This window comes from Paraglaciecola arctica, assembly GCF_018861065.1.
GTDB classification, from domain to species: domain Bacteria; phylum Pseudomonadota; class Gammaproteobacteria; order Enterobacterales; family Alteromonadaceae; genus Paraglaciecola; species Paraglaciecola arctica_B.
On sequence record NZ_JAHKQO010000029.1, the window covers coordinates 1 to 26,479 of the forward strand.

At 41.0% G+C, this 26,479-nt stretch carries 21 protein-coding genes; 10 read left to right on the forward strand and 11 right to left on the reverse strand.

The annotated features are described in order from the left end of the window. The first annotated feature begins 70 nt into the window (after positions 1-70). Both KO534_RS10795 and KO534_RS10800 read left to right on the forward strand, forming a co-directional pair. Entirely contained in the window at positions 71-781 is a 711-nt protein-coding gene (locus KO534_RS10795; protein ID WP_215929669.1) for a TMEM175 family protein, read from the forward strand. A gap of 69 nt (positions 782-850) precedes the next feature. Next, on the forward strand, positions 851-1,621 hold the full coding sequence (locus KO534_RS10800) for a substrate-binding periplasmic protein (protein WP_215929670.1): 771 nt from the start codon (positions 851-853) through the stop codon (positions 1,619-1,621). A gap of 184 nt (positions 1,622-1,805) precedes the next feature. Here KO534_RS10800 and ppc read toward each other — a convergent pair whose 3' ends face one another. Further along, a complete protein-coding gene (ppc, locus tag KO534_RS10805; RefSeq protein WP_215929671.1) occupies positions 1,806-4,427 on the reverse strand; it encodes a phosphoenolpyruvate carboxylase in 2,622 nt (873 codons plus the stop codon). A gap of 190 nt (positions 4,428-4,617) precedes the next feature. Here ppc and KO534_RS10810 point away from each other — a divergent pair, with 190 nt between their 5' ends. Further along, positions 4,618-5,238, forward strand: coding sequence for an FKBP-type peptidyl-prolyl cis-trans isomerase (locus tag KO534_RS10810; RefSeq protein ID WP_215929672.1), 621 nt, complete (start codon positions 4,618-4,620; stop codon positions 5,236-5,238). Between the two features lie 169 nt (positions 5,239-5,407). On the opposite strand, the gene KO534_RS10815 is transcribed toward KO534_RS10810, so the two are convergent. The 3 genes from KO534_RS10815 to KO534_RS10825 all read right to left on the reverse strand — a co-directional run bounded on the left by KO534_RS10815 (position 5,408) and on the right by KO534_RS10825 (position 9,866). After that, positions 5,408-7,390, reverse strand: coding sequence for a di-heme-cytochrome C peroxidase (locus KO534_RS10815; protein ID WP_215929673.1), 1,983 nt, complete (start codon positions 7,388-7,390; stop codon positions 5,408-5,410). Positions 7,391-7,779: 389 nt separating this feature from the next. Next, positions 7,780-9,486: a M56 family metallopeptidase gene (locus tag KO534_RS10820; RefSeq protein ID WP_215929674.1), complete on the reverse strand. Its 1,707-nt coding sequence runs from the start codon at positions 9,484-9,486 to the stop codon at positions 7,780-7,782. A 2-nt stretch (positions 9,487-9,488) separates the two neighbouring features. Next, positions 9,489-9,866, reverse strand: coding sequence for a BlaI/MecI/CopY family transcriptional regulator (locus tag KO534_RS10825; protein WP_215929675.1), 378 nt, complete (start codon positions 9,864-9,866; stop codon positions 9,489-9,491). Between the two features lie 295 nt (positions 9,867-10,161). Between KO534_RS10825 and msrB the strand changes: the two genes are divergently transcribed. Beyond that, complete coding sequence (gene msrB / locus KO534_RS10830; RefSeq protein WP_215929676.1) at positions 10,162-10,725, forward strand: peptide-methionine (R)-S-oxide reductase MsrB; 564 nt, start codon at positions 10,162-10,164, stop codon at positions 10,723-10,725. A gap of 102 nt (positions 10,726-10,827) precedes the next feature. Here the strand turns inward: msrB and map are convergent, their stop codons facing one another. Both map and KO534_RS10840 read right to left on the reverse strand, forming a co-directional pair. After that, a complete protein-coding gene (gene map, locus KO534_RS10835) occupies positions 10,828-11,610 on the reverse strand; it encodes a type I methionyl aminopeptidase (protein WP_215929677.1) in 783 nt (260 codons plus the stop codon). Then, positions 11,603-11,809 (reverse strand): ParD-like family protein, encoded by a 207-nt coding sequence (locus tag KO534_RS10840; RefSeq protein WP_215929678.1) that lies wholly within the window; start codon positions 11,807-11,809, stop codon positions 11,603-11,605. Before KO534_RS10840 ends, map begins: the two co-directional genes overlap by 8 nt. A gap of 229 nt (positions 11,810-12,038) precedes the next feature. On the opposite strand from KO534_RS10840, the gene KO534_RS10845 reads away from it, so the two are divergent. The 3 genes from KO534_RS10845 to KO534_RS10855 all read left to right on the forward strand — a co-directional run bounded on the left by KO534_RS10845 (position 12,039) and on the right by KO534_RS10855 (position 15,394). After that, positions 12,039-13,604 carry a SulP family inorganic anion transporter gene (locus tag KO534_RS10845; RefSeq protein WP_215929679.1) on the forward strand — a complete coding sequence of 522 codons (1,566 nt, stop codon included), beginning with the start codon at positions 12,039-12,041 and terminating at the stop codon, positions 13,602-13,604. Between the two features lie 217 nt (positions 13,605-13,821). After that, positions 13,822-14,211 (forward strand): response regulator, encoded by a 390-nt coding sequence (locus KO534_RS10850; RefSeq protein ID WP_215929680.1) that lies wholly within the window; start codon positions 13,822-13,824, stop codon positions 14,209-14,211. A 49-nt stretch (positions 14,212-14,260) separates the two neighbouring features. Next, a complete protein-coding gene (locus tag KO534_RS10855) occupies positions 14,261-15,394 on the forward strand; it encodes a MalY/PatB family protein (protein WP_215929681.1) in 1,134 nt (377 codons plus the stop codon). On the opposite strand, the gene KO534_RS10860 is transcribed toward KO534_RS10855, so the two are convergent. Next, positions 15,391-17,580, reverse strand: a complete 2,190-nt coding sequence (locus tag KO534_RS10860; protein WP_215929727.1) for a TonB-dependent receptor — start codon at positions 17,578-17,580, stop codon at positions 15,391-15,393. The genes KO534_RS10855 and KO534_RS10860 overlap by 4 nt on opposite strands. Positions 17,581-17,746: 166 nt before the next feature. Between KO534_RS10860 and KO534_RS10865 the strand changes: the two genes are divergently transcribed. Next, positions 17,747-18,394 (forward strand): UPF0149 family protein, encoded by a 648-nt coding sequence (locus KO534_RS10865; RefSeq protein ID WP_215929682.1) that lies wholly within the window; start codon positions 17,747-17,749, stop codon positions 18,392-18,394. Positions 18,395-18,546: 152 nt separating this feature from the next. Further along, entirely contained in the window at positions 18,547-20,865 is a 2,319-nt protein-coding gene (locus KO534_RS10870; protein WP_215929683.1) for a S9 family peptidase, read from the forward strand. A 671-nt stretch (positions 20,866-21,536) separates the two neighbouring features. Here the strand turns inward: KO534_RS10870 and KO534_RS10875 are convergent. Both KO534_RS10875 and KO534_RS10880 read right to left on the reverse strand, forming a co-directional pair. After that, positions 21,537-21,908 carry a DUF2750 domain-containing protein gene (locus KO534_RS10875; protein ID WP_215929684.1) on the reverse strand — a complete coding sequence of 124 codons (372 nt, stop codon included), beginning with the start codon at positions 21,906-21,908 and terminating at the stop codon, positions 21,537-21,539. A 71-nt stretch (positions 21,909-21,979) separates the two neighbouring features. After that, complete coding sequence (locus tag KO534_RS10880) at positions 21,980-23,350, reverse strand: glycoside hydrolase family 2 TIM barrel-domain containing protein (protein WP_215929685.1); 1,371 nt, start codon at positions 23,348-23,350, stop codon at positions 21,980-21,982. 128 nt (positions 23,351-23,478) lie between these two features. Between KO534_RS10880 and KO534_RS10885 the strand changes: the two genes are divergently transcribed. Then, entirely contained in the window at positions 23,479-24,273 is a 795-nt protein-coding gene (locus KO534_RS10885; protein WP_215929686.1) for a hypothetical protein, read from the forward strand. 85 nt (positions 24,274-24,358) lie between these two features. On the opposite strand, the gene KO534_RS10890 is transcribed toward KO534_RS10885, so the two are convergent. Beyond that, positions 24,359-25,336 (reverse strand): GGDEF domain-containing protein, encoded by a 978-nt coding sequence (locus KO534_RS10890; RefSeq protein WP_252732082.1) that lies wholly within the window; start codon positions 25,334-25,336, stop codon positions 24,359-24,361. A gap of 75 nt (positions 25,337-25,411) precedes the next feature. Further along, entirely contained in the window at positions 25,412-26,347 is a 936-nt protein-coding gene (locus KO534_RS10895) for a D-2-hydroxyacid dehydrogenase (RefSeq protein ID WP_215929687.1), read from the reverse strand. Between the last annotated feature and the right edge of the window lie 132 nt (positions 26,348-26,479).

Genomic DNA, 26,479 nt, shown 5'->3' on the forward strand with positions numbered 1-26,479 from the left:
CCTCGGTGGCCTTTTTTTATGGGGGCAAAAAGTGTTTTAATAGCAGTTCGTATCCAAAGGGAAAACTGTGTTGAATAAACCAACTGCTAGCCCGTTTAAAATGCGAGGCGATAACATGACTCGTATCGAGACCTTTGTAGCTGCAGCTTTTGCATTTGCGGTTACTATGCTGGTGATCTCGGTTGGATCCGTACCAGAGACAATGCAAGATTTTGTGGATGCCACGAAACAAATTCCCGCCTTTACTGCTAGTTGTGCATTAATTATGTGGATTTGGCATTCTCATGCTGTGTGGTGTCGGCGCTATGGGTTAGAAGATGGAATGACGATATTTTTGAGCTCTGGCCTAATCATATTAGTGTTGACCTATATCTATCCACTTAGATTGATGATGCAAGCTCTATTTAGTAGTGTGAGTAATGGTTATTTTCCTATGGAAATGACAATCAATTTTGTGTGGGAATTGCGCTTTATGTTTGCTTTTTATGCGATTGGATTTTTGCTTTTGTCGATTAACTTTGTTGCCCTCTATCTTTATGCTCATAGAAAAAGAAACGATCTTGGATTAGATGAGGTTGAATGTTTTGACACTCAAACTGAAATCTATATTTGGTCTATTGGCACTGGGATAGGGGCGATTTCATTATTGTTTTCGTTAATCCTACCGGCTGATTTTATTGGCTTTTCCGGATATGTGTTGTTTGCATTATTCCCCTTTTTATATGGGCTAGGGTTCTATAGAACAACAAAAAGGGCGTCCATAGTTGCTAAAGTAGTATGACTATAAAATGTGGCTATTGACCTTAATTAATTGGTAAACTCAGGTTAAGGTAATTATTCAAGCTACAAGATGAAACCACTCTTTTTATTTTTATACATCTCGATTTTATGTGTGTCTAAGGTTAAAGCCGCAGATTTATCTGTAGGGTGGGAGTTGTGGTATCCCTATCAATATCACAATGAAAAACATCAACTTGTAGGATTAGATATTGATTCTTTTAACGCCATCATGGCTGAAGCAAAACTAAGCTTTTCTGCTGCTGAAGTTCCTTGGAATACACATCTCAATTTCCTTAAGTCAGGAAAGATGGACGTGGCAATGGGGGCGTCTTGGTCAAAAGAACGCGAAGACTATGCGTATTTTTCAAAACCCTACCGTAAAGAAACGGTCAACCTTTTTGTTAGAAAAGGTAACGCTAAAAATATCCATCTTGAAACCTTGTCTGATTTAGCGGGTAGCAAATACGTAGTAGGTGTAGAAAGTGGCTATTACTACGGTGAGGATTATGCCGAATTAATTAAAACAACTAAGTTTAAAAACAATATACATGAAGTCGTAGATCTCGAAGAAAATGTTACGTTTTTGATGCAAGGACATTTAGATGGCTTTTTGGTCGACCCTAACACTATGCAGTCCTTTGTAAAAAAATATCGCATGCAAGGCGAGTTCGAAGCCCATCCCTTAACGATTTACAGTACTGATATTTTTATAATGTTGAGCAAAAAATCATCTGACATCAGTACGTTGAATAGAATTAACCAAGCAATCACTACCTTAACTGAAAATGGCGAATTAAGCAGGATAAGTGATAGTTGGAGAACCTTACAGAGCGAAGATTGAAACGAGATAGAGTGATTTAACCCACCCTATGGGGATTTTTATTGTTACCTATTGAAAGCTAATACTAAAAGTTTTCCTTAATCTAACTCTAGACAACCTCTTTAGCCTTACTGAAACAGCGGCGGTTGGTGACAATAATTTTCACCAATCGCCGCGTATTATCTAAAGTCCAGATTACATACACCTAGCCGGTATTGCGCATGCCAACAGCTATACCTGCTATGGTTACCATCATAGCGCGCTCTAGGGTCGCGTCATGTTCGTTCTCATCTAGTTGCCTAATCCTCTTTAGAAGCTCTATTTGCAAATAGTGTAGAGGTTGCAAGTAACTGGCACGTATATTCATGGATGTTGTACCTTTAGGATCACTTTCCATAACCGTTTTTTGATTTAGTAATTGCAACAATAAATCTATGCTTTCTTGTAATTCGGTACGTAGGGCATCACCGAAGTGCCTAAGCTCCTCAGGCACAAGGTTTTGGTCGTATTCTTGGCTGATTTTCGGGTCAGCTTTGCTGAAAACCATGTCTAACATAGAGAGACGTGAATAGAAAAATGGCCAATTATCTAGCATATCGCGAATGGTATTTTCTTTGCCAGCGTCTAAAGACGTTTGTACCGCTTTCATCGAGCCCAGCCAAGAAGGTAAAACCATGCGGGTTTGCGCCCATGCAAATATCCATGGAATAGCACGTAAACTCTCAATACCACCTGTAGGTTTACGTTTTGCCGGGCGGCTGCCTAATGGTAATTTTCCTAATTCTTGCTCTGGTGTGGCCACGCGAAAGTAAGGAACAAAATTTTCGTCATGCCTGACGATTTTTCGGTAGTTATCTCGTCCGTCCGCAGCCATTTTTATAATAGCTTCTCGCCATTCTTGTTTAGGCGCAGGTGGCGGTAAAATTAAGGCTTCTAATATCGCGCTGGCGTATAACGCTAAGCTGCGCTGGGCTAAAATTGGCATGCCAAATTTATAACGTATGGTTTCGCCTTGTTCGGTAACTCTGAAACCACCAGTTAATGAACCAGGTGGTTGTGACAGTATTGCAGCATGAGCGGGTAATCCACCACGACCAATAGTACCGCCACGGCCATGGAACAAGGTTAATTCAATGTCATTTTCTTCTGCTAGGGCAACTAGGGACTCTTGTGATTCATACTGAGCCCAACCGGCAGCCATAGCGCCTGCATCTTTAGCCGAGTCTGAATATCCTATCATGACATGTTGGTGGCCTTGAATATAACCACGGTACCAGTCAATAGACAATAATTTTTTGGTGACACTTGCCGCTGCGTTTAAGTCGTCTAATGTTTCAAACAAAGGGGCCACTGGCATAGGCCAAGTTACGCCTAACTCTTTAAGTAATAGGTTTACGCTTAGTACATCTGAAGGCAGACTGGCCATAGAAATAATATAAATGCCAAAACCATCTTTGCCGTTTGCTGCAATCACTTTGCAGGTATCTAATACTTCCTGTACATCGTCACTGGCTTGCCAATTGGTAGGAAACAACGGGCGTTTTGAGCCTAGTTCTTTTAGCAAAAACGCTTGTTTATCATCTTCGCTCCATTGACCATAATCACCTATTCCTAAATATCGGGTCAGTTCTGAAAATACATCGGCATGTCTTTCTGAGTCTTGGCGTACGTCTAATTTAAGTAAATGCACGCCAAAACAATGCACTCTGCGAATAGTGTCTTGCAGATGGCCTTGGGCAATAACCGACATACCACAAGATTGTAGCGAGTGATAACAAGTCATCAACGGAGCAAGCAATTGTTCTTTGTCATTAATCCAGTCGCTCATATCCACAGGCCGATCTTTCAGCTTTTCGACTATGCCTACTTGGGTTTTCACTAATTTATCAAGAAGGGGTCTAATAAGGGCACGATAGGGCTCTAATACGTCGCCAACTTGTGCTCTAAGTGCTTCGTCACAATCGCTCATTGATAATTCAGTTTGTAAAATATCAAGGTCTTGTGCGAACAATTTGGCTGCGCGTTTACGAGCTAGCAATAACACTTGCTCTGTTACTTTTGATGTAACAAAAGGGTTGCCATCTCTATCGCCACCCATCCAAGAGCCAAATTTAACCGGTGAGACATCTAAGGGGATAGCCACACCAAACTTGTCCACAAAGCGTTTATCTAATTCGCGAATAAACTCTGGCACGGCTTCCCATAAAGAGTTTTCAATTACAGAAAACCCCCAACGCGCTTCGTCTACCGGGGTAGGGCGAATAGTACGGATTTCTTCGGTATGCCATGCTTGGCTAATCAGTTCAGCAATTCGCGTTTCAATTTTATCTCGTTCAGAATCCTGCAAATTCGAAACATGCACTTTGCTCAGGCATTTTGCTAATTCACTGTGTTTATGGATTAGTGTTCTGCGAGTGACTTCTGTTGGGTGGGCGGTTAGCACTAACTCAATATTTAAATGCTGCAGTGCTTTTTCAAACGTATCGGCTTGAATTTCGGCATTGTCTAAATGACTAAATAAGGTATTGAGAGGATCATTTGGGTCGTTGTTACTATTAAATTCTTGTTCCGCGATATTCGCCAAATTTAGAAATTGCGAAAAAGCGCGTCCTACTGTGAGTAACTCGTCATTCTTAAGCTCGGAGAAAAGTTGCTTAACACGCTTAGTTGAATCTTCGTCACCTTGGTGAGCTTTGCGACCATCCTTTCTGACTGCTTCAATTCGCTCTAACCAATGTTCACCTAACTGGTCACGTATTGTGTCGCCTAACACTGCACCTAAATTGCGCACTGTTCCTGTTAACTGGGAATCCAAAACCTGTGACATCTACGTCTCCAAAACTGATTAAAATCTTTAAGTACGATACTTATATGTAAACTATTTGTCTAAGTAAATAGCGCAATTATTCCTTCCAAGATATGCTTTTTGTGTAGTTTATCTATATACTGACGCGCTTTTACAGCAATAGTGTCAAGATCTCTTGAAGACAAGAGGCAAAGGCCAGTTAGGAGCCAAAGTGTCAGATAAATTTTCCAGCATACAAACACAAGCTAGTTACGGTATTGGTTTACAAATGGGTGAGCAATTACGCTCAAATCCTTTTGAAGGTTTGGACATTGCAGCAGTGCAAGAAGGTCTAGCCGATGCGTTTAACAATCAACCTGCTCAGGTAGATAACGATACTTTACGTGTTGCCTTCAATGAAATACATGAAATTATGCAAGCGGCTAAATCAGCTGAATTTGCTGAAGTGATTGCCGAAGGTGAAGCCTATTTAGCTGAAAACGCTAAGCGTGAAGAAGTGACAGTAACCGACAGTGGTCTTCAATATGAAGTCATTACTCAAGGTGACGGAGACACACCTACTTTAACCTCAACTGTGCGTACTCATTACCACGGCACGCTTTTAGACGGCAGTGTATTTGACAGCTCTTACGATCGGGGTCAACCAGCTGAATTCCCAGTTAACGGTGTCATTAAAGGTTGGACTGAAGCGTTACAGTTTATGAAAGTAGGTACTAAATTGAAATTGCACGTACCCGCGGAGCTGGCTTATGGCGAGCAAGGTGCCGGTGGTGCGATTGCACCTCATAGTACACTAATCTTTGATGTTGAGTTGCTTGATATTATTGCGTAGGCGATATCAGAGTTTTTGAAAAGGTCGGCGATGTCGGCCTTTTTATTTGGATGAACGCTTTGTATTAGTCAATCACACATCCATGATGATCGGCACCCAATCTCGACTTCCTTGTCGAGCTGTTCAACTGGGCGAAGCTGTGCTTCTAAATAATCCAGTTTCACCCTTTTTATAACGTCTTTAAATACTCCAACAAAGCAAGTTTTTCGTTTTCAGCAAGTTTAGGACCCACAATCCCATTTTTGCCAGAAGTTTTGTCATCGAACCAATGTCCAATATTTGTATTACCAGGTTGTCGGGTATCGAGCATAAAATGTCCATCCGAATAATCTGGCGTCAACTTGTAGGATTCATCCTCGTAGCGTTCAGTAAACTTACCTACACGAAGAGATTGAACGATCCCCACTTTTACTGCATCGAAGCCTTGATTACCAAGTTCAATAAACGTTGGTCGTTCAGTGGATAATAAGTCGTAGAGATTTGCAACAGAACCGTTATGTAAAAATGGTGCTGTGGCCCACACTCCGTTCAGTGGCCGCGCTTTATAACCTTTGCCTACTTGCAGACAATTAGGGCGCTGACCCTCCATATTGTTTTGAATGTCAGGCGATATGTAGTTTTGTTTGAACCACTGCTGATTGGTGCGCTGCACAAATGCACCTAACGCCAATCCAAAATTAGATGTTGCGCTGTCTTCTAAAGGTACATAGGTTAACCAACTTTTCCCCGAAGCTGGTTTGTCAACCCAGGTACACACATCATCATTTAAGTTTAACCCCGTAGTATCAACGGTACGAGTCTGGAGCACCATAGCTTGCGCCGGATCGGTCCCGATGATGCCAAGTTCAATGATATTCAAATTAATGTAAGCTGCATCCGTTTTGGCTGACGTACCATTTGATTGTATGTAAGAGATTTTTTGCCAATGCTCAGGCGTCCAAAATGCATCGTTATCTATCGTAGGTAAGTGACAACCTTGACAGAGTCGTCGATATAAATTTTTTCCTTCATTTGCAACTTGCCTGTTTATCGCTGGAAATTCATCAGGCCATTTAGGTGCTAATAGACCATTGAATTGTTTGCTTTGTGATGGGTGAGTTCCCCCAATCCATTCTTCCATTTTAACTAAGTTGGCGTAATCCACAGAAGAAGCAAATCGCTGTTTATCAGGGCCGCTAGTGTCAACATAGGAAGCAACTCCCAATGCCTCCCCAGCATTTCTGGTCAAGGGTTGCATAATAGAACCGTCATATTGTACCCAATCAAACCATGAAGTCGTCCAAATGTGTGGGTAATTTACCGGTGCATTGATTGCCGAGTAGTTACTGCGACGCGCCATATCTTCATCAAATACTTGATTACCAATGCGATTTAGTGCGTCCAATCGTGAGAATCCCTCAGTGACATTTATGGTGTCACTGTTTTTACCCAACAATGTCAAAGTTTTATCTAAATTTTCCTTCAAGGCATTGCGAGTCAGAATATTATCATTGCTACCAAGCACTTTGCGGGCAAATCGGTCAAATCGCCCATCTAAAATATTGACCTTGCTCGATAGTAGAGTTTGCCCTAATGCCGCGCCTAACGAACGAGTAAACAATCCCAAATCAGTGGTCGCTGGCGCACCATCAACGATGTAACGCTTGTTTTCATAGGTCATCTGGCCGGTATGGCAAGCGGCACATGTAAACCCCGCTGCAGTAGCTTTACGATCAATGCCCTCAAAATAAATGCTTTGAGTTTTGGCGATTCCAATAGGTAAACCTTGTGGGTTTTCAGAAGAGGGTTGCTGAGGGATAAACCCCAAACGCGGCATATATTCAGCCACGAAGTCATCTTCTTTACCAAAAAACAACAACCATGGTTTGCTTTTAGGTGCTTCTAAAGCCACTAACCAATTATATGGTACTGGGATGGTAGCGGTACCTTGCGACGCATAATGAAACCATTCTGATGATTCGTTCGGCCACCCCGAATCATTTAAATAATCTACATCCAAGGGGGCATATTGAGGCAGTTCCGGTGGTGTTAGTGCGTATCTAATACTATCGATTGCCCCGGTAATTTTTATAAAAAAGTAAATCACCACAAGGGAGACTAATAAAACCGAGCCGATTGACCATTTAAATTGGGAGATGCGAGAAAATAGCATAGAGTTGTCCTTGTAAAAATTAATTGTCTCTGATGCGCTATGTGATGTTTATCAATGCAAATACATTTTTCTTTTGTGTGATAACAAACATCTTGAGATTGCGCTTTCAACTTCCCTGACACTTCCAAGAGAATTTTTTCTACCTCTACGTTATAGCATAAGCTGTGCGATTTTCGCACAGCTTATGCTAATTAAAAATTGAATCTCAGGTTTTCTATAAGTATCGGTTGCCCTTGTCGGTGTTTGACTCGAATCCCTTCGAGAGTAAGACAAAAGCATCGGCGTTGCCGGCTAACAGTTTAGATTGGCTGCGCCCAAAATTAACATGCGTGTCGTTTTAATTCGTTTGAAGGACCCCTTATAAATTGCATCAACCGTGGTTTAGCCATCTATATTCTGTCTTCTTTAACCGCAGGTAAGTGTGCGAGTACTGGTGAAGCGAATCCCGTTAGTTGGGGGGCACTGACTGTGGTTGAATAGGACTCTTTTAAGATACTTACGATTTCATCTGCTTTTGGAGTATTACCCATAGCGTTATAAGCGGCTCGTTTGTAATTAAGTGCGCTGATTTGAGGAAAGGTTGCTGTGGAAATTGAGGCGATTTGGTCGGCTAAGGTAATGACCTCATCGTAGTTTGCAGCTGTCAAGTTAGCATGTGCGAGCAACATTAACGAACCTGTCTTAGGTTTTGGTTGACGTTGAATTACATCAGACATCAAGTCTAGCGCTTTTTGTGGCAGTCCCATTTTAATATAAGCCGTGGCAACGTGATGCTTCAAAAATAAAGCGTCTTCAATAGGTTGTTCTGGATACAGTTTATCGTAGGTAGCGGGAATTTCGTCATAACGTCCTAGTTTGTCTAACAGGTAACAACTCATTGTAAAACTCATCAGTTTTATTGAACGCTCCGATTGTTTGTCTGTTGCATGTTTTCTAGTGACATTCCATTCATCCAGATTGTTTAGAATGTTACTAATGAGCAGAGGGTCGTTACTCTTAGCTAGCTTAGTGACTTCCAGCAACTCATCAACTAACTCATTATGAACTTCATTTTTTCGATAGAGGCCAATTTTTGTTTGAGCTTTAGGTTTGCTTTCTGAGCTCAATTCATTTTGAACCAGAGGTTGTGTTTGATCGCTGATAGCGACGCCAACAAAGCTGGCCATGCTAATCCCTACCAAGAGAGTCAATAGATGTTTAGTTTTCATTTTATTTTCCTTATTTAACTTTTCTAAACGTTTGATATTAAAGTTTTTGCGGCTTTTTATAGTGATGGCGGCTATGTACCTCGTAGTTGTGACGGAGCCATTGAGTAAAATTTTAGCTAAGTCGGTCGAATATTGACCTTGTAACTGCTGACGACATTTTTCATCACAACTGAACTCTAGTTGTTCGCGGGCGATATTGGAGAATAGGTACGCAAAAGGGTTCCACCAGAAAAAACGTTGTGTAAAAGTGATAAACCACATCCAAGCTGGATCATGTTGCATGATATGGTTTAGTTCATGAGTCAAAATAGTTTGGGTGGTACTCGCATCGAGAAAGTTTTTATCAAGCCAGATAGTAGGGTTAATTGGGCCTGTAGCCATACCAGGAGATCCCCCGTCTAGTATTCGAATAGAAATATTTTGATGTTTAAAATCATGCTTTTCCCACAAACCATTGTTTTCTTTTGAGTTGCGACGCCAGTATTTTAGGTTGGTGTGATAGTTAGCTATATCTTTCACGAAGTAGAGTAAGCCTCCTAAAGACAAGAGTATAAAAAGTGTTTGGTAACTTGATAACTCATAAAAGACAGACTCAATTTTGTCTGCCAAGTTAAAAGTGTTTGGGGTGATTGACTCAATGGAACTGCTAATAGCAAAAGGGCGGTCATTTTCAAGCCAAACGAAAGAATTAAACACTTGGTCGGTTAGTGGACTCAGTGACTCAGACATGATTGGGATAGTTGTTATTAAATTCCAAGGCATAAACCAGCTGACCAATACTGAAATAGCGATATAAAACCGAAATCGTGCTGGAGAGTCTTTTAATATCTCCAGTAGGCATAAGGCAATCAAACTAATTGCGATATTAGTAAAAAAATAATCCACCATGACTATTCCCCTTTATTAGTTTTTCTGTTCGCGAGGAAGGTTTCTAAGTAGCTAATATCTTCTTCACTTAACTTGTCATCTTTAATTAAATGGGCCACTAATTGGCTACTGTTACCATGGAAAAAGCGCCTTACAAATTCAGGTAATAATTTGGTGGATATGGCTTCTTTTTTAATTGCGGCCGCAAAAATGATGGAACGTCCTTCGATAGAGGTGCGCTGGATCGCCCCTTTTTCTTCAAGTCGGTCAATAATGGTTTTAACCGTTGTATACGCCACATTTTTATCTTTTGTTATCCATTTGTGGATGGTTGCTGCAGAACTCGGACCTTCATCCCAAAAAAGTTGCATCACATCTAATTCAAAATCACTTAATTTCATACTTTACTCTCCCATAAACTACATTTGTAGTAGTTTTGTGCTACAAATGTAGTTTATAAGGAAAGCCTATGTCAATTAATTTTTTGAAACGAAAACTAATTTGTTGGTGATGCAGACGCTGCAAATATGAACGATATTAAAAATTCATTAGGTACACGCAAACTTCCTAAAGGACCAATGACCTTAATTTGACCTTTTTTGTCCTCAATACGTAATAAGAAAATTCTCAAACAATAAGAAATTAATGTTGCCGAATTCGGTCTAGTGTTTATAAGCTACAACACAGAGAGGTTTTATGAATCGTAGGAAATTTATTACGTCTACCATTGCAACAGCTACTAGCATAGGATTGGGTGGTACGGTATTTTCAGTTTTGAGTGAAACACCTTCTAAGAAGAGCAGAACCGCTATAGCAGTAGCGCAACAATGGCAAGATTTCTTACCAAAGGGTTACACTGGTAGTTTGGCCTTAACACCTATCGAACTAAGCGAACAAGAATGGCAAAAACGTTTAAGTTCGGCCGCCTTTGATGTGCTGCGAGAGGAAGGTACAGAACCTCCCGGTTCTTCTGCCCTAAATAAACAACACAGGGATGGAATATATGCTTGTGAGGGGTGTGAACTGCCATTATTTACTTCTGCAATGAAATACGAAAGTGGCACTGGTTGGCCTAGTTTTTTTACCCACATTCCTGGGCATCTAGCGACCAAAAGAGATTTTAAATTGATTTGGCCTCGCACTGAATACCACTGCATCCGTTGTGGTGGTCATCAAGGGCATGTGTTCGATGATGGCCCTAAACCAACAGGCCAGCGTTGGTGTAACAACGGTGTTGCACTAAAATTTTTACCAAAGTAAGGTAAATATAAACAATTTACTCCTTTGGCGGATTAAGACTTAATAGATGATTTTCTGGTGGTGGGTAAAAAAACTGACATCTACCCACGCCAGGTTAATTAGCTAATTAATATACTGCATTTCCTCATGCCGCAAGGTCAGCACTTCAAAGCCTGAAGAGGTGACAAGAATAGTGTGTTCCCATTGGGCGGATAACTTTCTGTCTCTAGTGATAACAGTCCAGCCATCATTTTTTTGTTTAGTTTTATAGGAGCCTTGATTGATCATAGGTTCAATCGTAAATATCATACCTTGCTGTAAGGTCATGCCAGTGTTGGGTTTGCCAAAATGTAGTATTTGCGGATCTTCGTGCATTTCTTGCCCTATACCATGACCACAGTAGTCTCGCACTACACTAAAACCATGTTTTTCGGCGTGAGTTTGGATGGCGTGACCAATGTCGCCAATGGTGGCGCCGGGTTTCACCGATTCGATACCTTTCCACATTGCATCGTAGGTCACATCAACCAGTTTCTTAGCTATGGGTAGCACATCACCTATCATGTACATTTTACTGCTATCGGCTATGTATCCATCTTTTTCTAGAGTGATATCTAAATTAACAATGTCCCGCTCACGAAGTTTTTTGCCCACAGACGGTACACCGTGACATACCACTTCATTTATCGATGAATTTAAAACATATTCATAGTCATATTGCCCTTTACTGGCGGGGCGCGACTTCAACTCGTTGATTATGTAATCTTCTACAAAATCGTTGATTTCCATGGTGGTCACCCCGGCTTTAACAAAATCGTCTAGTACCTTAAACACGCTCGCTAGTAATCTACCCGCTTCACGCATAAGAGCAATTTCGTCTTCGGTTTTAATTAATATGTTACTCATTGACTAGCCTAACTGAAGTTACGTTTTGAGTTTGCATTTCACGCTTGAGAATTTCTTCGTAAGTCATAGTGGGATTTTGTTCAGCTAATCTGCCAATTTTTATCCAGAACTCAGCCTGTGAGTTGATGGAACGCTCCATTACTGCGCTGTTTTTACGAACGTCTTCATGCAGTGTATCTGAAATTTTTACTATGCCCATAGAATATCCAATAAAATACGTTTTGCTATATATTGTAGTGTAACGTATTTATCTGTGTGGTGTAAATAAATGACTGGCGAGAACAGAAAAGTCTAGTGGCAATGTTGATTGGAGCTAATACATTGTGGTTTTAGTCCAAGAATTAACAATCTGTTAAAAGAAAGACTAAGGTAAGTCTGCTAGACTCCGCGGCTAATTTTTAAACATCGATCATTTATGAGGAATTCAAATGTTTGATTTGATCACCAATAAAGACAGCAACGTTAAAAACGACGTGTTGTCTGGGATCACTGTAGCTTTAGCGCTTGTTCCAGAAGCAGTGGCGTTTGCCTTCGTAGCAGGGGTTGAACCTATGGTGGGTTTATATGCTGCGTTTATGATGGGTTTGATAACGTCAGCGGTAGGTGGCAGACCAGGTATGATTTCTGGTGCGACTGGCGCAATGGCCGTGGTAATGGTGGCACTAGTTGCACAGCACGGCATTCAATACTTATTTGCGGCGGTCATCCTGGCGGGGTTATTACAGCTGATGTTTGGCATATTTAAGCTGGGTAAGTTTATCAGATTGGTGCCATATCCCGTTATGTTGGGCTTCGTAAATGGCCTGGCAATAGTGATTTTTCTAGCGCAACTAGGGCAATTTAAAGTGTTAGATGGTTTAGGAAATCAAGTTTGGATGCAAGGAGCCGCACTGTATTGGATGTTAGGACTCGTTGCCTTAACAATGGCAATAATCTTCTTTTTACCTAAATTAACTACCGCTGTTCCTGCTTCGTTAGTGGCAATTGTAGGTGTGACAGCGCTGGTTCATGGCCTAGATTTAGAAGCAAGAACCGTTATCGATTTTGTGCGCGACATGTTACCTGCAGACCAAAAAGAAACAGCCACTTTAGCCGGTGAATTACCTAGTTTTTCAATTCCTATGGTGCCCTTTAATTTAGAAACCTTGTATATCATTTTGCCTACGTCGATTATCTTGGCGTTAGTGGGTTTAATTGAATCCTTATTAACTTTATCGCTGATAGATGAAATGACCGATACCCGTGGACATGGCAACAGAGAATGTTTAGGTCAGGGTTTCGCCAATACAGTAAACGGATTTTTCGGTGGCATGGGGGGTTGTGCCATGATAGGTCAAAGCATGATCAACATTAACTCTGGTGGCCGAGGCCGTCTATCGGGGATCACCGCAGCTCTAGTGCTACTTGGCTTTATTTTGTTTGCGGCACCTTTGATTGAAATGATCCCTTTAGCCGCTTTAGTTGGTGTGATGTTTATTGTGGTGATTGGAACATTTGAATGGGCGTCATTTAGAATTATCCGTGGAATTAATAAAGAAGATGCTTTTGTGCTGTTCTTAGTAACGGCTGTCACTGTTATATCCGACCTAGCGGTGGCTGTAGTCGTGGGTGTGATAGTTTCGGCACTGGTTTTTGCATGGAAACATGCCACTCACATTAATGCACGTACTCACACCGACGAAGATGGATGGAAAGTGTATGAACTTGATGGACCGTTATTTTTTGGGTCAGTGTTACATTTTAAAGACTTGTTTGATCCCCAAAATGACCCTCAAGATGTGGTGATTGATTTCAACGAATCGCGAGTTTGGGATTCGTCGGGTATTGACGCAATCGATGGCTTGGCTGACAAGTATAAAATTCAAGGCAAAAAATTACATATCAGGCACATTAGCCCCGAATGTCGTGAATTGATGACTAAGGCTCAAGGATATGTAGAAATGAATCTAAATGAAGATCCTCGATATCATATTGCCACCGACAAATTAGACTAGATCTTAATTTTTCAGTTTTCTAAGCCCAGTTTTTTTACTGGGCTTTTTGTAGTGAGCAGGAAATCCCCTAAACAATCGCCTGACAAATAATCGCAATGATTAAGCCTCATATGAAATATCAATAAACCCTATGGGAAGTAATTTACATTAGTACTGTATTGGGTACTATATTCTCCAATCGGCGCGGGAGTTTTTAAATGGATCAAAGGAATAATTGATGTACAACTGCAACATTGCGGTAATTGACGACGACACCATCACTCTTGAATTAGTACAAATTATTCTTGAAGAAGTCACATCAGGTGAAATCGTCGTCTTTTCTGATAGCAAACAAGCATTAGAATATGTACAAAGCGACAAAATGGATGATATTTCCTTAGTGATGTGTGACTGGTTAATGCCAGATGTGAGTGGTTTAGATATACTAGCGGCGCTGCGCAAATCTCGCCCTAGTTGCCCATTTTTAATGTTAACTGCCAACGCAACTAAACAGCTGGTGGTTGATGCCATGCGCTTAGGCGTGAACGACTTTGTAGTTAAACCTTTTCACACCAACGATCTGATCAACAAAGTTGAGCAACTTATCCGTGATAATGAAGGGGCGTAAAGTCGCTTTCGTTATTTTTTAACCCTTTTCAATTGAAGTGATGATATCCATGCAGTTTGACAAAATTATCGATAGAACTCCTAGTTATGCGCTTAAATGGGCTAAATATAAAGACAGTGACATCTTGCCAATGTGGATTGCTGATACCGAATTTAGGTGCGCCGAACCTATTTTGGATGCGCTTAAAGCCCGCACCGAACACGGGTTAATGGGGTATACCTTGCCAGCAGATCATGTGGGCGCTAACCAAGCCGTAGTGGATTGGTTAGCACGGCAGTATGATTGGCATATATCAGCTGATAGCATTGTTTGGACGCCCGGTGTGGTGCCCGCATTTAACGTTGCATGTAAGGCATTATGCCAGCCTGGTGATAAGGTCCTGATACAAACCCCCAATTACCCACCGCTTATTGCCGCGCCTAAGCTAAATAATTTAGTTAAGGTAGATATTGGAACAGTAGAAATTGATGGACGTTGGGCAATCGACTTAGATGAGCTAGAAAAACAAGCCGCTGATCCTAAATGTAAATTATTTATTATTTGCAACCCAATGAATCCTGTCGGGTCAGTCTTGACTGAACAAGAACTACAACGTATCGCCGATATATGTTTAAGCAATAACGTGATGTTGTGCTCTGACGAAATTCACTGCGACATTATTTTAGATGAAAAAGCTAAACATATTCCAGCTGGAAAGTTACCCGACTTTAAAGGTCAAGCGATTACACTGATGGCGGCAAGCAAGACCTTTAATGTTGCTGGTTTAGGAACTTCTTTTGCGATCATAGAAGATCCTGCAACAAGGCAAAAATTTAATAGCGCAGCTAGGGGATTAGTGCCATGGGTAACCGTTTTAGGACTGACTGCTACCCAAGCCGCATTTACCGAATGTGATGATTGGCACCAAGAATTGTTGCGTTATTTACGTGGAAATCGAGATTATCTAGTCGCTGAAATCGCAAAAATCAATGGCCTAAAATTACTCGCACCTCAAGCTACTTTTTTAGCTTGGATAGATGCCAGTGGATTGGGTGTTGAAAATCCTCAAAAACACTTTGAAGATTTAGGTGTAGGACCTTCTCCAGGAGTGGATTTTGGAGATAAGAATTTTATTAGGATCAATTTTGGGTGCCCCCGCTCGCAACTAGAGCAAGCGGTGGCTCGCATTAAAGCAGGTTGTTAAAACCTAACTTTTGCACCAATCACAAACGAACGAGCTGGCAAAGGGGCGGTATCCTTTAGAAAAGAGCTATGTACTTTGGCGAGTTCGTTGGTGAGGTTATTGGCTTTCGCGAATAACGTTATATCTACATTGCTCAAACTTAGATAATAATTGAACGCTGCCGAGACTATCGTATAGCCGTCTGTCTGGGTTTCAAAATCCGCAATTTTATCTTGTTTAGAATATCGAGTAGCACCTAATTCAGCATGCCAATTTCCTTTCTCCCAATGTAGCTCAGCGCCAAATCTCATTGCCGGGATCCGCGGTAAATTTGTGTTTTCATCGTTACTGTGACTCAATTTAGCGCGAGTGTAATCAGTAAAGGCGTTGACCCTTAAATTGTTATTTAAGTGCCAATCTATATCAGCTTCAAAGCCGTAGAGTTCGGCATCTTGTTGGCTAAATATGTAAACAGGTGAGCCTTCATCATCATGCTCCTCTTCTTCATGAACTTCGTCGTGTTCTTCTTCCTCTTCTTCATGGTCGTGAAACTCTAGACCGGTATTTTGTTGAAATAAATAGTCATCTACTTGGTTATAAAAAATACTGACATTTGCGTGCAAGGTATCTGTTTGAATTCTATAGGTAATATCTATGTTGTTAGATATTTCCTTTTCCACATCAACGTTCGACTGTACAACCGAAAACTCCACATCATCGGGATCAGTGTCGTCTACAAGCAACTCAAACCCTGCTCCTACTTCGTATGTTGAAGTACTAATGTGTATACCGTTTGAAAAAATTTCTGATGATGACGGAGCACGTTCTGAACGCGCATAATTTAGCGCCAGTGATTGATCATTACCTAATTGATAAACAAATCCAGCCGATAAGCTACTAGCGGTATAGGTCAACTTGCTGAAGTTTGCGTCTACTTCGCTATGGGTAAAAAAGTCATTGTCAGGTTTGTGGGATACTCGCTCAACTCTTGCACCTAATTGCCATAAAAAGTCGCCAGATTCTTTTTCTTCTAGCACAAAGATTGCGCTACTACTTGTATTGGTTGAAGGTGTAAATGCTTCTTCACCTTCAGCAGAAAAGTCGGAGTCGTTGTAATGTAATCCAATGACACCTTGCCAACCGTTTACTTTAGCGTGTTTACCCCATAACCGAGATTCGAATGAATCATTGGTGAATGTTGTACCCACTTCACCATCTTCTATTTCACTGTGTTGGTAGTCGGTATATGCGTTGTGCCAATGGACTTCATTCAACCAGCCTGATAAATTTTTCCAGTTGACGACAGATTGAAATCTGTCTTGTTTCATTTTTGCGAATACCACTTCTTCTTCATGGCTTTCTTCATCGTGCTCTTCGCCTTCATGCTCCTCTTCATGTTCGTGCTCATGTCCGGGAATACCATAATCAGTATCCAGTTGCCCAAAGGAGAATGACGCTGAAACATCGTCTCCTATCCATCCAGCTCCGATTGAAAACCCTTGAGAGTCGATAAAAGAATTTTCTAGGCTATCAACAAGGTCACCGTCTTCGAGTTCAAATTCAGGTATATCATAGTCGTCTGTCTTACGAGTGTAGGCATCAAAATGCCATGCAAGGTTGTCTTGCCCACCATTTAGGTCAGTGGATAAAGTGCGTTCGTTGGACACAGAATCGTATAACGCACTCGCTTTCCCCGACAAACCATCTTGACGGGTATCAGGTAAACGATTGTCTACGACATTCACCACGCCACCTATTGCTCCGCTACCATACAATAAGGTAGCGGGGCCCCGAAGTACTTCAATTTGTGTTGCTGTAGAGGTCTCATTGGTGGTGATATGGTCTGGACCGACTCGTGATGCATCCGAGCTATCCATACCATTTTGTACTACTTTCACCCTTGGACCATCTAACCCTCTAATGATAGGACTACTCGATACTGGCCCAAAATAAGTACTGTTTACACCGGGCACAGATTTTAGCGTTTCACCTAAAGTTGCAGATTGATTTTTTTCTAATCGTTCGCCACTTAAAATTGATACAGGTGTACTCGACTCTAATACTGAACGTAAAAGCGGCGTAGAAGTAATCAGTAACGTCTCCACCTCATTTTCATCTTTTTGAGTAGGTTTATCAGCGGAGAAGACGTCCTGGCTAGACAGGCATGCTAAAACAACAAAGCATATTTTTGAAAGTGGGTAATGCATCATGGGTTCTCTGGGAGCGTATTAAAAGCGATGTTATAATATAACAATAAGTATTTATTGCAATAGGATTTTTATTCGTTGTTTGGGGTTGTTAGGCGGTTCGGTATTGTACTTACACTAGGCCTATGCTTAAGTTTAACTATTATAAATCAAATTATTAGGATCTATGTCGACTTTTGAATCACCTGAGTATGCTGTTTTGCGTGACCTTTGTGACTCAGCAACGCTTCGAGATGTAGTGCATCCTTACCCATTTATTCAAGGCTTAATTTTTGCTGTGGCCGCTGTGCCTGAAATTCCCATGCCAGAGCAGTGGTTGCCTTGGGCGATTAAAACGAGCAATCAACTTACTAGTGTCGAACAAGCTGATAACCTCACCGATGTTTTAATGAAGGTGTTACAGCAACAATTGAAAAATATGAGCGCCGAAAAAATTCAGTTACCCCAAGGGATAACATTTACTCAGAAAGGGCCAGAGAAGAGTGCAGTCGCCCAGTGGTGCCAAGGGATATTGTTTGGGCACAGTCAACTCGAGCCTGTTTGGCAAGCGGCTTGGAATAAAATGAAACTGAGTGAAGAAGCACAAATACAGCAACTTCAAAAAGACTTACGGCATTGTTTGTATATGTTTACTACCTTCGCGGATATTCCTTTGGCGGTTAAACAAGCCGAAAGTAGAGGCAACGATCAGTTACTTAATATTTTGCCTAAGATATTTTTGTCTTTTCCGCAGACTTTAAAAACTTATGTTGCGCTTTCAGGTCGCTTGGTGGACTTTCTACCTAATCAGTTCGAGACTTTTGAACAAAAATGATGGAACAAGCGTCATAGTGACGCTTGTTCGTAGATTCTGATTAGTTTTTATTTTCACTTTGTTAATCTGTATACTGCTGTTAAAAATCAACACCTATAATTTTAAGTTGTTGATTTAAAATAATAATATATAAAACCATTTGGGAATTAATTATGAAAATTATTACAAGGAGCAACAATGTTGCACTACTCACCTTGTGCTTGGTTATTCTGTCTGCTTGTACAGTTGACAATAAAATGAATACCGCTAAGCCTATAAAGAACGGCGTAAAACTAACTAACGAAGCCATATACGGTAGTTGGGAATACAATGCCAAGCGACCAGGAACAGTAAGGTGGTTAGATGAAGGCGCTAACTTTAGTGCCTTAGAAACTGCGCCAGGTTACGAAGATGCCAAGCTCGAAAAAGATCAATACGGTGATGACATCAAAGTGTACGAGGAAATTGTTAAATACGATCCTGCTACTTTGGAGCGAACAGTATTACTGCCCCTAAAACAACTGATTCCACCAGGCTCAGACAAAGCCTTAGCGGTAGATGATTATCAGTGGTCTAAAGATAAATCGAAAGTATTAATTTATACCAATGCCAAGTACGTTTGGCGAAGAAAAGATCGCGGTGATTATTGGGTTCGTGACCTTAAAACCAATGAGTTGTGGCAACTAGGTGGCAAACAATCAGCGCCAGCTGAAATGATGTTTGGGAAATTTTCACCTGACGGTTTGAAGTTTGCCTATGTATGGAAAAACAATATCTATGCCCAAGACCTCAAAACCCGAGAAGTGACGGCATTAACCAGTGATGCGTCAAATACTATCATCAATGGGTTATTTGATTGGGCTTATGAAGAAGAGTTCTCGATTCGTGATGGCTTCCGTTGGAGCCCAGATAGTAAACGTATTGCGTATTGGCAAATGGATACCCATGCAGCCAAAGACTTTTTGATTATCAATAACACCGACACTCTTTATCCTGAAGTGACGGCTATTCCTTATCCAAAAGTAGGTGAAGAAAATGCGGCGGCCCGTATTGGTGTGGTTAGCCTAGATAAGGCTAAAACTCAGTGGGTAGAACTACCAGGTGTCGCCAAAGACATGTATGTGCCACGCATGGACTGGGCTAATAACAGTGAGCAGTTATTGATTCAGCAGTTTAATCGTAAACAGGACACTAATACCTTGTTTTACGCAGATGCAGACACCGGAAAGGCCGAACCATTTTTAACTGAAAAAGAAGACACTTTTATTGAGTTAATGATAGAGCCTAAGTGGCTTAAAAACTCAGATGACTTTATTTGGCAGAGTGAAAGAGATGGCTGGAAACACATCTATCTTGTATCTCGCGATGGTAAAAAATATCAAGATCTCACGCCTGGGGAGTTCGATGTCACTGAATTGGTTTCGGTTGATGAAGCAAATGGGTGGTTATATTTTGTTGCCTCTCCAGACAATGTATCGCAACGATATTTGCAGCGCACGCGTTTAGACGGCAGCGGTAAGATGGAGCAGGTTACTCCAAGCCAATATAGCGGTAGCAATTCCTATAAAATCTCTGCCGATTCGAGCTGGGCTATCCATACCCATTCTTCGTTTTTGTCTCCACCGGTTTATAGCTTAATTTCGCTGCCAGATCACAAAGCGCACCATGTACTTGAAGATAACGCCGCGCTTGTTGCAAAACTTGCTCAGTTAAACATAGGTGACGTTGAATTTTACAGTGTTAAAGCCCAAGATGGCTTGCGTTTAGACGGGTATATGTTGCGCCCCGCTGCACTCGATGAAAACAAAAAGTACCCATTAATTCACTATGTTTATGGTGAACCGGCCGGGCAAACCGTGCGTGATGCTTGGCAAGGTAACCGCGGTATGTGGGGCATAATGATGGCTCAACAAGGATTTATTATTTCTTCTATCGACAACCGAGGTACGGCAGCACCTAGAGGCCACGATTGGAGACGCTCAATTTACGCTGGTGATGGTAGCTTGGAAACCCAAGATCAAGCTGATGCTATCAACGCCATGTGTGACAAGTGGAATTATATCGACTGTGACCGTGTGGGTGTTTGGGGGCATTCTGGTGGCGGCTCGTTAACGCTAAATTTAATGTTTAGGCATCCTGATGTGTTTAAAGTAGGTGTGTCTCAGGCTCCAGTGCCTGATAAAAGGTTATATGACTCTATTTATCAAGAACGTTATTCAGGTTTGTTAGCTGACAATATTGAAAATTATGCTCAAGTTTCGGCTATTACACATGCCTCCAAACTTGAAGGAAAATTACTGCTTGTTCACGGTACTGGCGATGATAACGTGCACTACCAAGGCAGCGAGCGATTAATCAATGAGTTTGTTAAACACAACAAGCAATTTGATTTGATGTCCTACCCGAATAGACGTCATGGTATTGTTGAAGGTAAAGGTACCTCATTGCACTTAAGCACAATGCGAGCGAATTATTTTATTAATAATTTGTAATCTGTTTAGATTAACCTGACTTGATAATACGGCGGCCTTTATTTTTTAGAAGCCGCCGTTTTTTTAGGAATTATTGTTGATAAAGAGGCTAAAAGAAGGTTTCGCGCAATCACCCGTGCTGCGTCCGGCTGATTCTTTTTGTCTCGAATCCGTCCGAGTCAGTTACTCTTTATCTATTCCACTCAAATGTGCCAAATCCCGTCATGCTACACTTGATTGGGAATCTCTACTCAGGTGCCAATAGCTGATTGCAGACGGCGAGGAATTACAAGCTATTACACGTCATTCCCGCGAAGGCGGGAATCTACTAATAGCGACCGTAAACTCAATTGAAATGTAATAAAGAAAACACAACAAAGTTATATTTTCACTCACTTTTTAATAAGCTGAAAAGAAGGCTCTTTATCGATTTCTCAGATGTTGATGGAGGTTCCCGCCTTCGCGGGAATGACGGTAGCTATGCGAGTGGATGTCACTGACTGCAATCTAATTTAAACCAGCAATAGGCGTGAACGTCTTCGGCTGTCTTCTGGTCGCTCGGAGAAGACAATCAGGTTACTAACCTGTCAACTTCCGCTTTTCACACAACCTGCGCTTATTGCAGTCTGTCAATTTGATGAAGTTCTATTCATAATCAGTGGTATAGCGAGTGTGGATTAATCGAAAATGCTTTATCTCTTAGATTTGGTTTTCAATTCAAAATCAAATTCTTGAGCAGAAATGACCAATCCTTCTTCATTTTCGCTAGGAAACACCGCTATAGCTACCTCGTCGTCTTCTAATCCTTCGGTCCAGCGACTATGCCAAGTGTTTAAATCAATCGCCTTAGGCGCACATTCAGCCCACTCTCCGGTGGCCCATGCTAGAGCAAAGGCTTCACTTGGCCAAACTGGGGTGCAATCTTCATCTTCTGTATTAAGCATTACGCAGCCGTCTTGATCGGTGAGTATCCATACTTGTTTATTTGCTACACATTCTTTAACTAAGTAACTTAAACGTTGTTCTGGGGTAAATTGCGAAATATTTTCTAAGGTATCTGACATGAATGATCCAAAATGGTTGGGCTGAAAAATAAAAGGCTAAAACAATTGCGCATTCTAGCCTTTTGTTACTGCTAATTCTCAACCATAAATGGAATATTTGCATTACCTACTTTGTTTTTTCCGTCGAGCGCGTAATTAAACAAACGATACTCACCCGCTTCATTAGGTGTAGTGAAGATCATGGTTACGAATTTTTCCTGCGTATCGGATGAGATGATTTGTAAAGGTATTACGGCTGGTTTTTCTTCGTGGTGGCCACCTTGACTGCGTACTTCTACTTCTTTCATTAATACCCATTGATGAGTGAGTGGGTCGCCGTCTGGATCGCTAACTTCCACCTTAACTTTGGCCGATTGGTTTGGTTTTAAACGCACGTTATCAATGGCTTTAGTGTTATTGATGGTGATGGCTGTTGACAGAGGAGCGCGGTTCGCTGGATAGTGACCAGTCCACATTCGGGTTAGTTCGTCTATCCGAGCAGTTTGTTCTCCTGATTCATTGAACATACCGTACCAAGTTGGGGTGCGTTCTTGTTTTTGCCCCCAGAAAAATGCGAATGAACCAATGATTTTACCGGTTTTGTCATTAACAATGACATCTTGCATACGTTTGGCCATACCCGCCGCTTTGATGGCACTTGGCTCTTCAATTTCGCGCCCCCATTTTGTGGTCGGTAACTCCCAATGTCCCATTGGACCAAATTCGGTCACCATGTAAGGTTTGTCTGCGTGACTTTGGGCATCAACCTGCGCAATACTGTCTGGCAATGTGATTAAGTCACCATAGGTCTGCACAGATAGTATATCGATATTGGGCGCATGCTCTAATACCTGTGCAATATCTTTTGGATTGGCACCAGCAAGGCTAAAAGACACTGGGTGGTTAGGATCGTTTTCATGAATATAATCAATGATGTCACCCATGGCGGTATACACCTTAGTGTTGACCTGTTTTAAAACGCCTTTTTCATCAAACAGAAGATTAGGCTCGTTATTAATCACCCACATCAATACGTTTGGGTGATTTTTATATTTTTCGACTGCTAGGGTGACACGTTTGTATTGCTCGGCTACCGCTTTTTCATCGTTGTAATCAAAACCTAATAATTCTTTACCGGTTCTGAAACCTACCGCAACCATCAGTCCAAGCTGTTCTGCCATAGCGAGCTCGCGTTCAATATTCTTTATGCCCCAAGTTCGAAAACTATTACCGCCCGCATCTTTTAAGGCTTTGACACTTTCATCGTTCTTATAACCCAAGCCTACTCCCTTCACTTCATAGGGTTGACCATTTACGGTTAGGGAGTATTGATTATCCTGTTTGATGACTTTAACCACAGAAGGTGATTGGGCGGCGCTATTAAAAGCAAACAAAAGGCTGCTTAGGGTCAAAAATGCTAGTGAAGAAATTACCCCTGAGGCCAAAGAAAAATGTGATTTCATAGTGTGTCCCGAAGTTTAAGAATAAATGACTAAGTAAGGTTGTGGATAAATTGTATTCTAGATGCGCAGCATTACGAACATAAACAAGGCATAATTCGGCCAGTTGGGTGGTTGTTAGGACTAAGCGGATGCACAAGGTGTTTTTTTGGAACGGTAATAAGTCTGTTGCTAGGCAGAGTTATGAATTGGCCTTATTACAAGCATGTTTAAAAGCCACTAATCAAGAATATGCATCAGTCGAGTTGCGAGTAGATAACACTGATTATCCTAGTGCCAAAGACGAAGCCAATATTTTTTCCAATGGTGCCGATATTTTGGTGACTGTGGCTGGAAACCTAAAGTTTAAAAACATCCAAAAGTGGGTGATCACTCAACCTATTACGAAAGGATTGTTAGGTTACAGACTGCTCATAGTTCGAGACGAACTATTGCCCAGTTTTTCTCAGGTTATTCACCATCAACAACTTCAAGTTAAGTCCATAGGTATACCTCAAACCTGGGCTGATGCCGAACTCTTTAGGTATAACCAATATAGAGTTGTCGAGAAGGGCAATTTTGATGAGTTGTTTATGCGATTAAAGAACGCAGAGTTCGATTACGTTGCCCTAGGAGTAAACGAAATTGAGGAAATTTTTAAGAATACAGCAGCCCCTTTAGGCGGCTTAAGTCTTGAACCATCACTAATGCTTTATTATCCGTTCCCGTTAGTGTTTTATGTCGCTGCAAACCAAGCCCGTTTGGCTCACCGGGTAGAAACGGGTCTCAACAAGATTATTGCCAGTGGTGAATTTGAGGTACTATTTAAGAAACATCACGGAGGGTTGGTACAGCGACTAAACTTAAAAGACAGAAAAACATTTACTTTGACTAACCCAGAACTACCGATTGAATTCAAAGGCTTTTCTAGTTCGTTATTAGATTAGTGTTGTCGTGTCGGTCCGAGTAGTTTTAGATACTATTCACTATTCACTATTCACTATTCACTATTCACTATTCACTAACCACCAATCACGCAGCAATACAGCATAAATTACGTCCCGCGTCTTTTGCACGGTACATCGCTTTATCAGCCCTGCCTATCCATTCAAAGCCTGTTTCATGGGGAGCGTACTGGGCAATGCCTAATGAAATGGTTACGTGTAGGTTCTTATCAAAACGATGTTGGTCAATAGATTCTCGTAGTAACTCAGCTAATATAGACGCTTTTTCTTGATTACTAAAATGTGAAATGACCACAAATTCTTCGCCGCCAAATCGATAAAGATGCTCATTTTTAGTCAACTTTTGACTCACTAAGTCAGTAAAGTCACGCAAAATATTATCACCTACACTATGTCCAAATTGGTCATTAATTTTTTTAAACTCATCTAAATCAATAATTATTAGACAAGGAGTCTGATTTTTGAGTTCGCTATCCTGTTCAGTTACGCGTAACAACTCTTCTTCTAGCGCTCTTCTATTGCCAGCCCCAGTTAACGGGTCCTTAATTGACAATTCTTTGAGTTGGTTTTTCTGGCGCAACATTCGGTCGGCAAAGGAATAACTAAACAACAGCGTAATCAGAGTTGAAAATACGTATTGAACAACAAAAATATAATTGAGTTGCTCCCATAAAAATATGCCTAATACACTCACCATGGCAGTGGCAATAATAAAAGACTGTTGTGGATTGACTAGAAAAAATATTCCTATGATCGCTGGATATAACCAGACTAATTGTTGAGGTCCTTTTAGGCCAATGGTCGCCACTACAATCACAACACATAGAAAGGCCAAAAACCTTCGCGCGAAAAGAATCTTACCAGTGAGGAAAACATAGATAAAAAGAAAGGCTGTAGACAAAACAGCAAACGAATCCAACAATGCCATTGCCCATTCACCGTGAAAAAACCTAATCAAAACGAATGGTGCAATACATAATGCTGAAGCACCACTAATAGACAATACGATATATTCTTCAGTCGATCTTATTCTACGTTTCATCATTAGTACTCTGCGCCTCGTTCTACTAACCTCATTACTTTACACTAAGTAATTTTAGGTCAAATGAAGTACCTAATTTTAATAGCCCTTATCAAAATCCAATACATACTGCAGGGCGTGACCATCTATATAATTAACATAATTATTACTAAATATGGCGAAAATTTCTTCAGGTATTGATTCTGCGGCAGTGTGCTGAGTGATATAGAGATTATCTAACTGCCAAAACGGGTGAGATTTAGGTAGAGGCTCTTGCGTAAATACATCTAAAACCGCAGCGTGAAGTGCCTTACTTTGTAGGGCCGCAATTAAAGCTCTGTCGACTATTGAAGCGCCGCGTCCAGCATTAATTAATACGCAGTGGGGCGGTAAATAAGATAGAAATGATTTATCTATAAGCCCTGTAGTTTTTGTGCTTTGTGGTAACAGGCATACTAAGTAATCCAGATCTGTAGCAAAATCCTGTTCTTCGTTGACTTTGTAATATTGATCAATGCCTTCGCAGTCATGGCTGTTTCGCGTATAGCCGCGAGTAATCATGGAGAAGTTTTTCGCCATATTAGCAACACCTTTGCCTATATCGCCTACTCCCATTATTCCTAATGTTTTGCCTGCAAGTGATTGATAACTGGGTGGCTCCCAAGTTCCTCGTTTTTGTGCTTCAACGAATCCCTTTAAATTACGGGAAAAATACAACAAATAGGCGAACACATATTCTTGCATGGCTCGCTGAAATACCCCTTTTACACCACATAGTTGATAGTCGTTTTTATCCACGGCAAACAATGGCGCATTCCCGGCCCAAGTAGATTGAAGCCATTTCAACTCGGTACACTGCGCCACAATTTGTGACGTTAGATCAGGATCGCCAAATAAAATATCTACTTTACTGTAATCAAAAGACTCAGAAATTTTGTTGTTTACTAGTACTAACTCTAGATCGGGCAACAGTGATTTTTTTATTAAAGCGCGATAGCGCTCTGAATCACGGCTTAAAATGGCAACCTTATGCATAGTTATTTATCTACCATGTAAAGAAAAAATTACTAAAATACATTATTGTGAAATTATATTTGTAAAAATTATCTATATTTAGAATTAAATTCGGATTACTGTTGTTTGAATCAATAAAAATACAAAGAGATT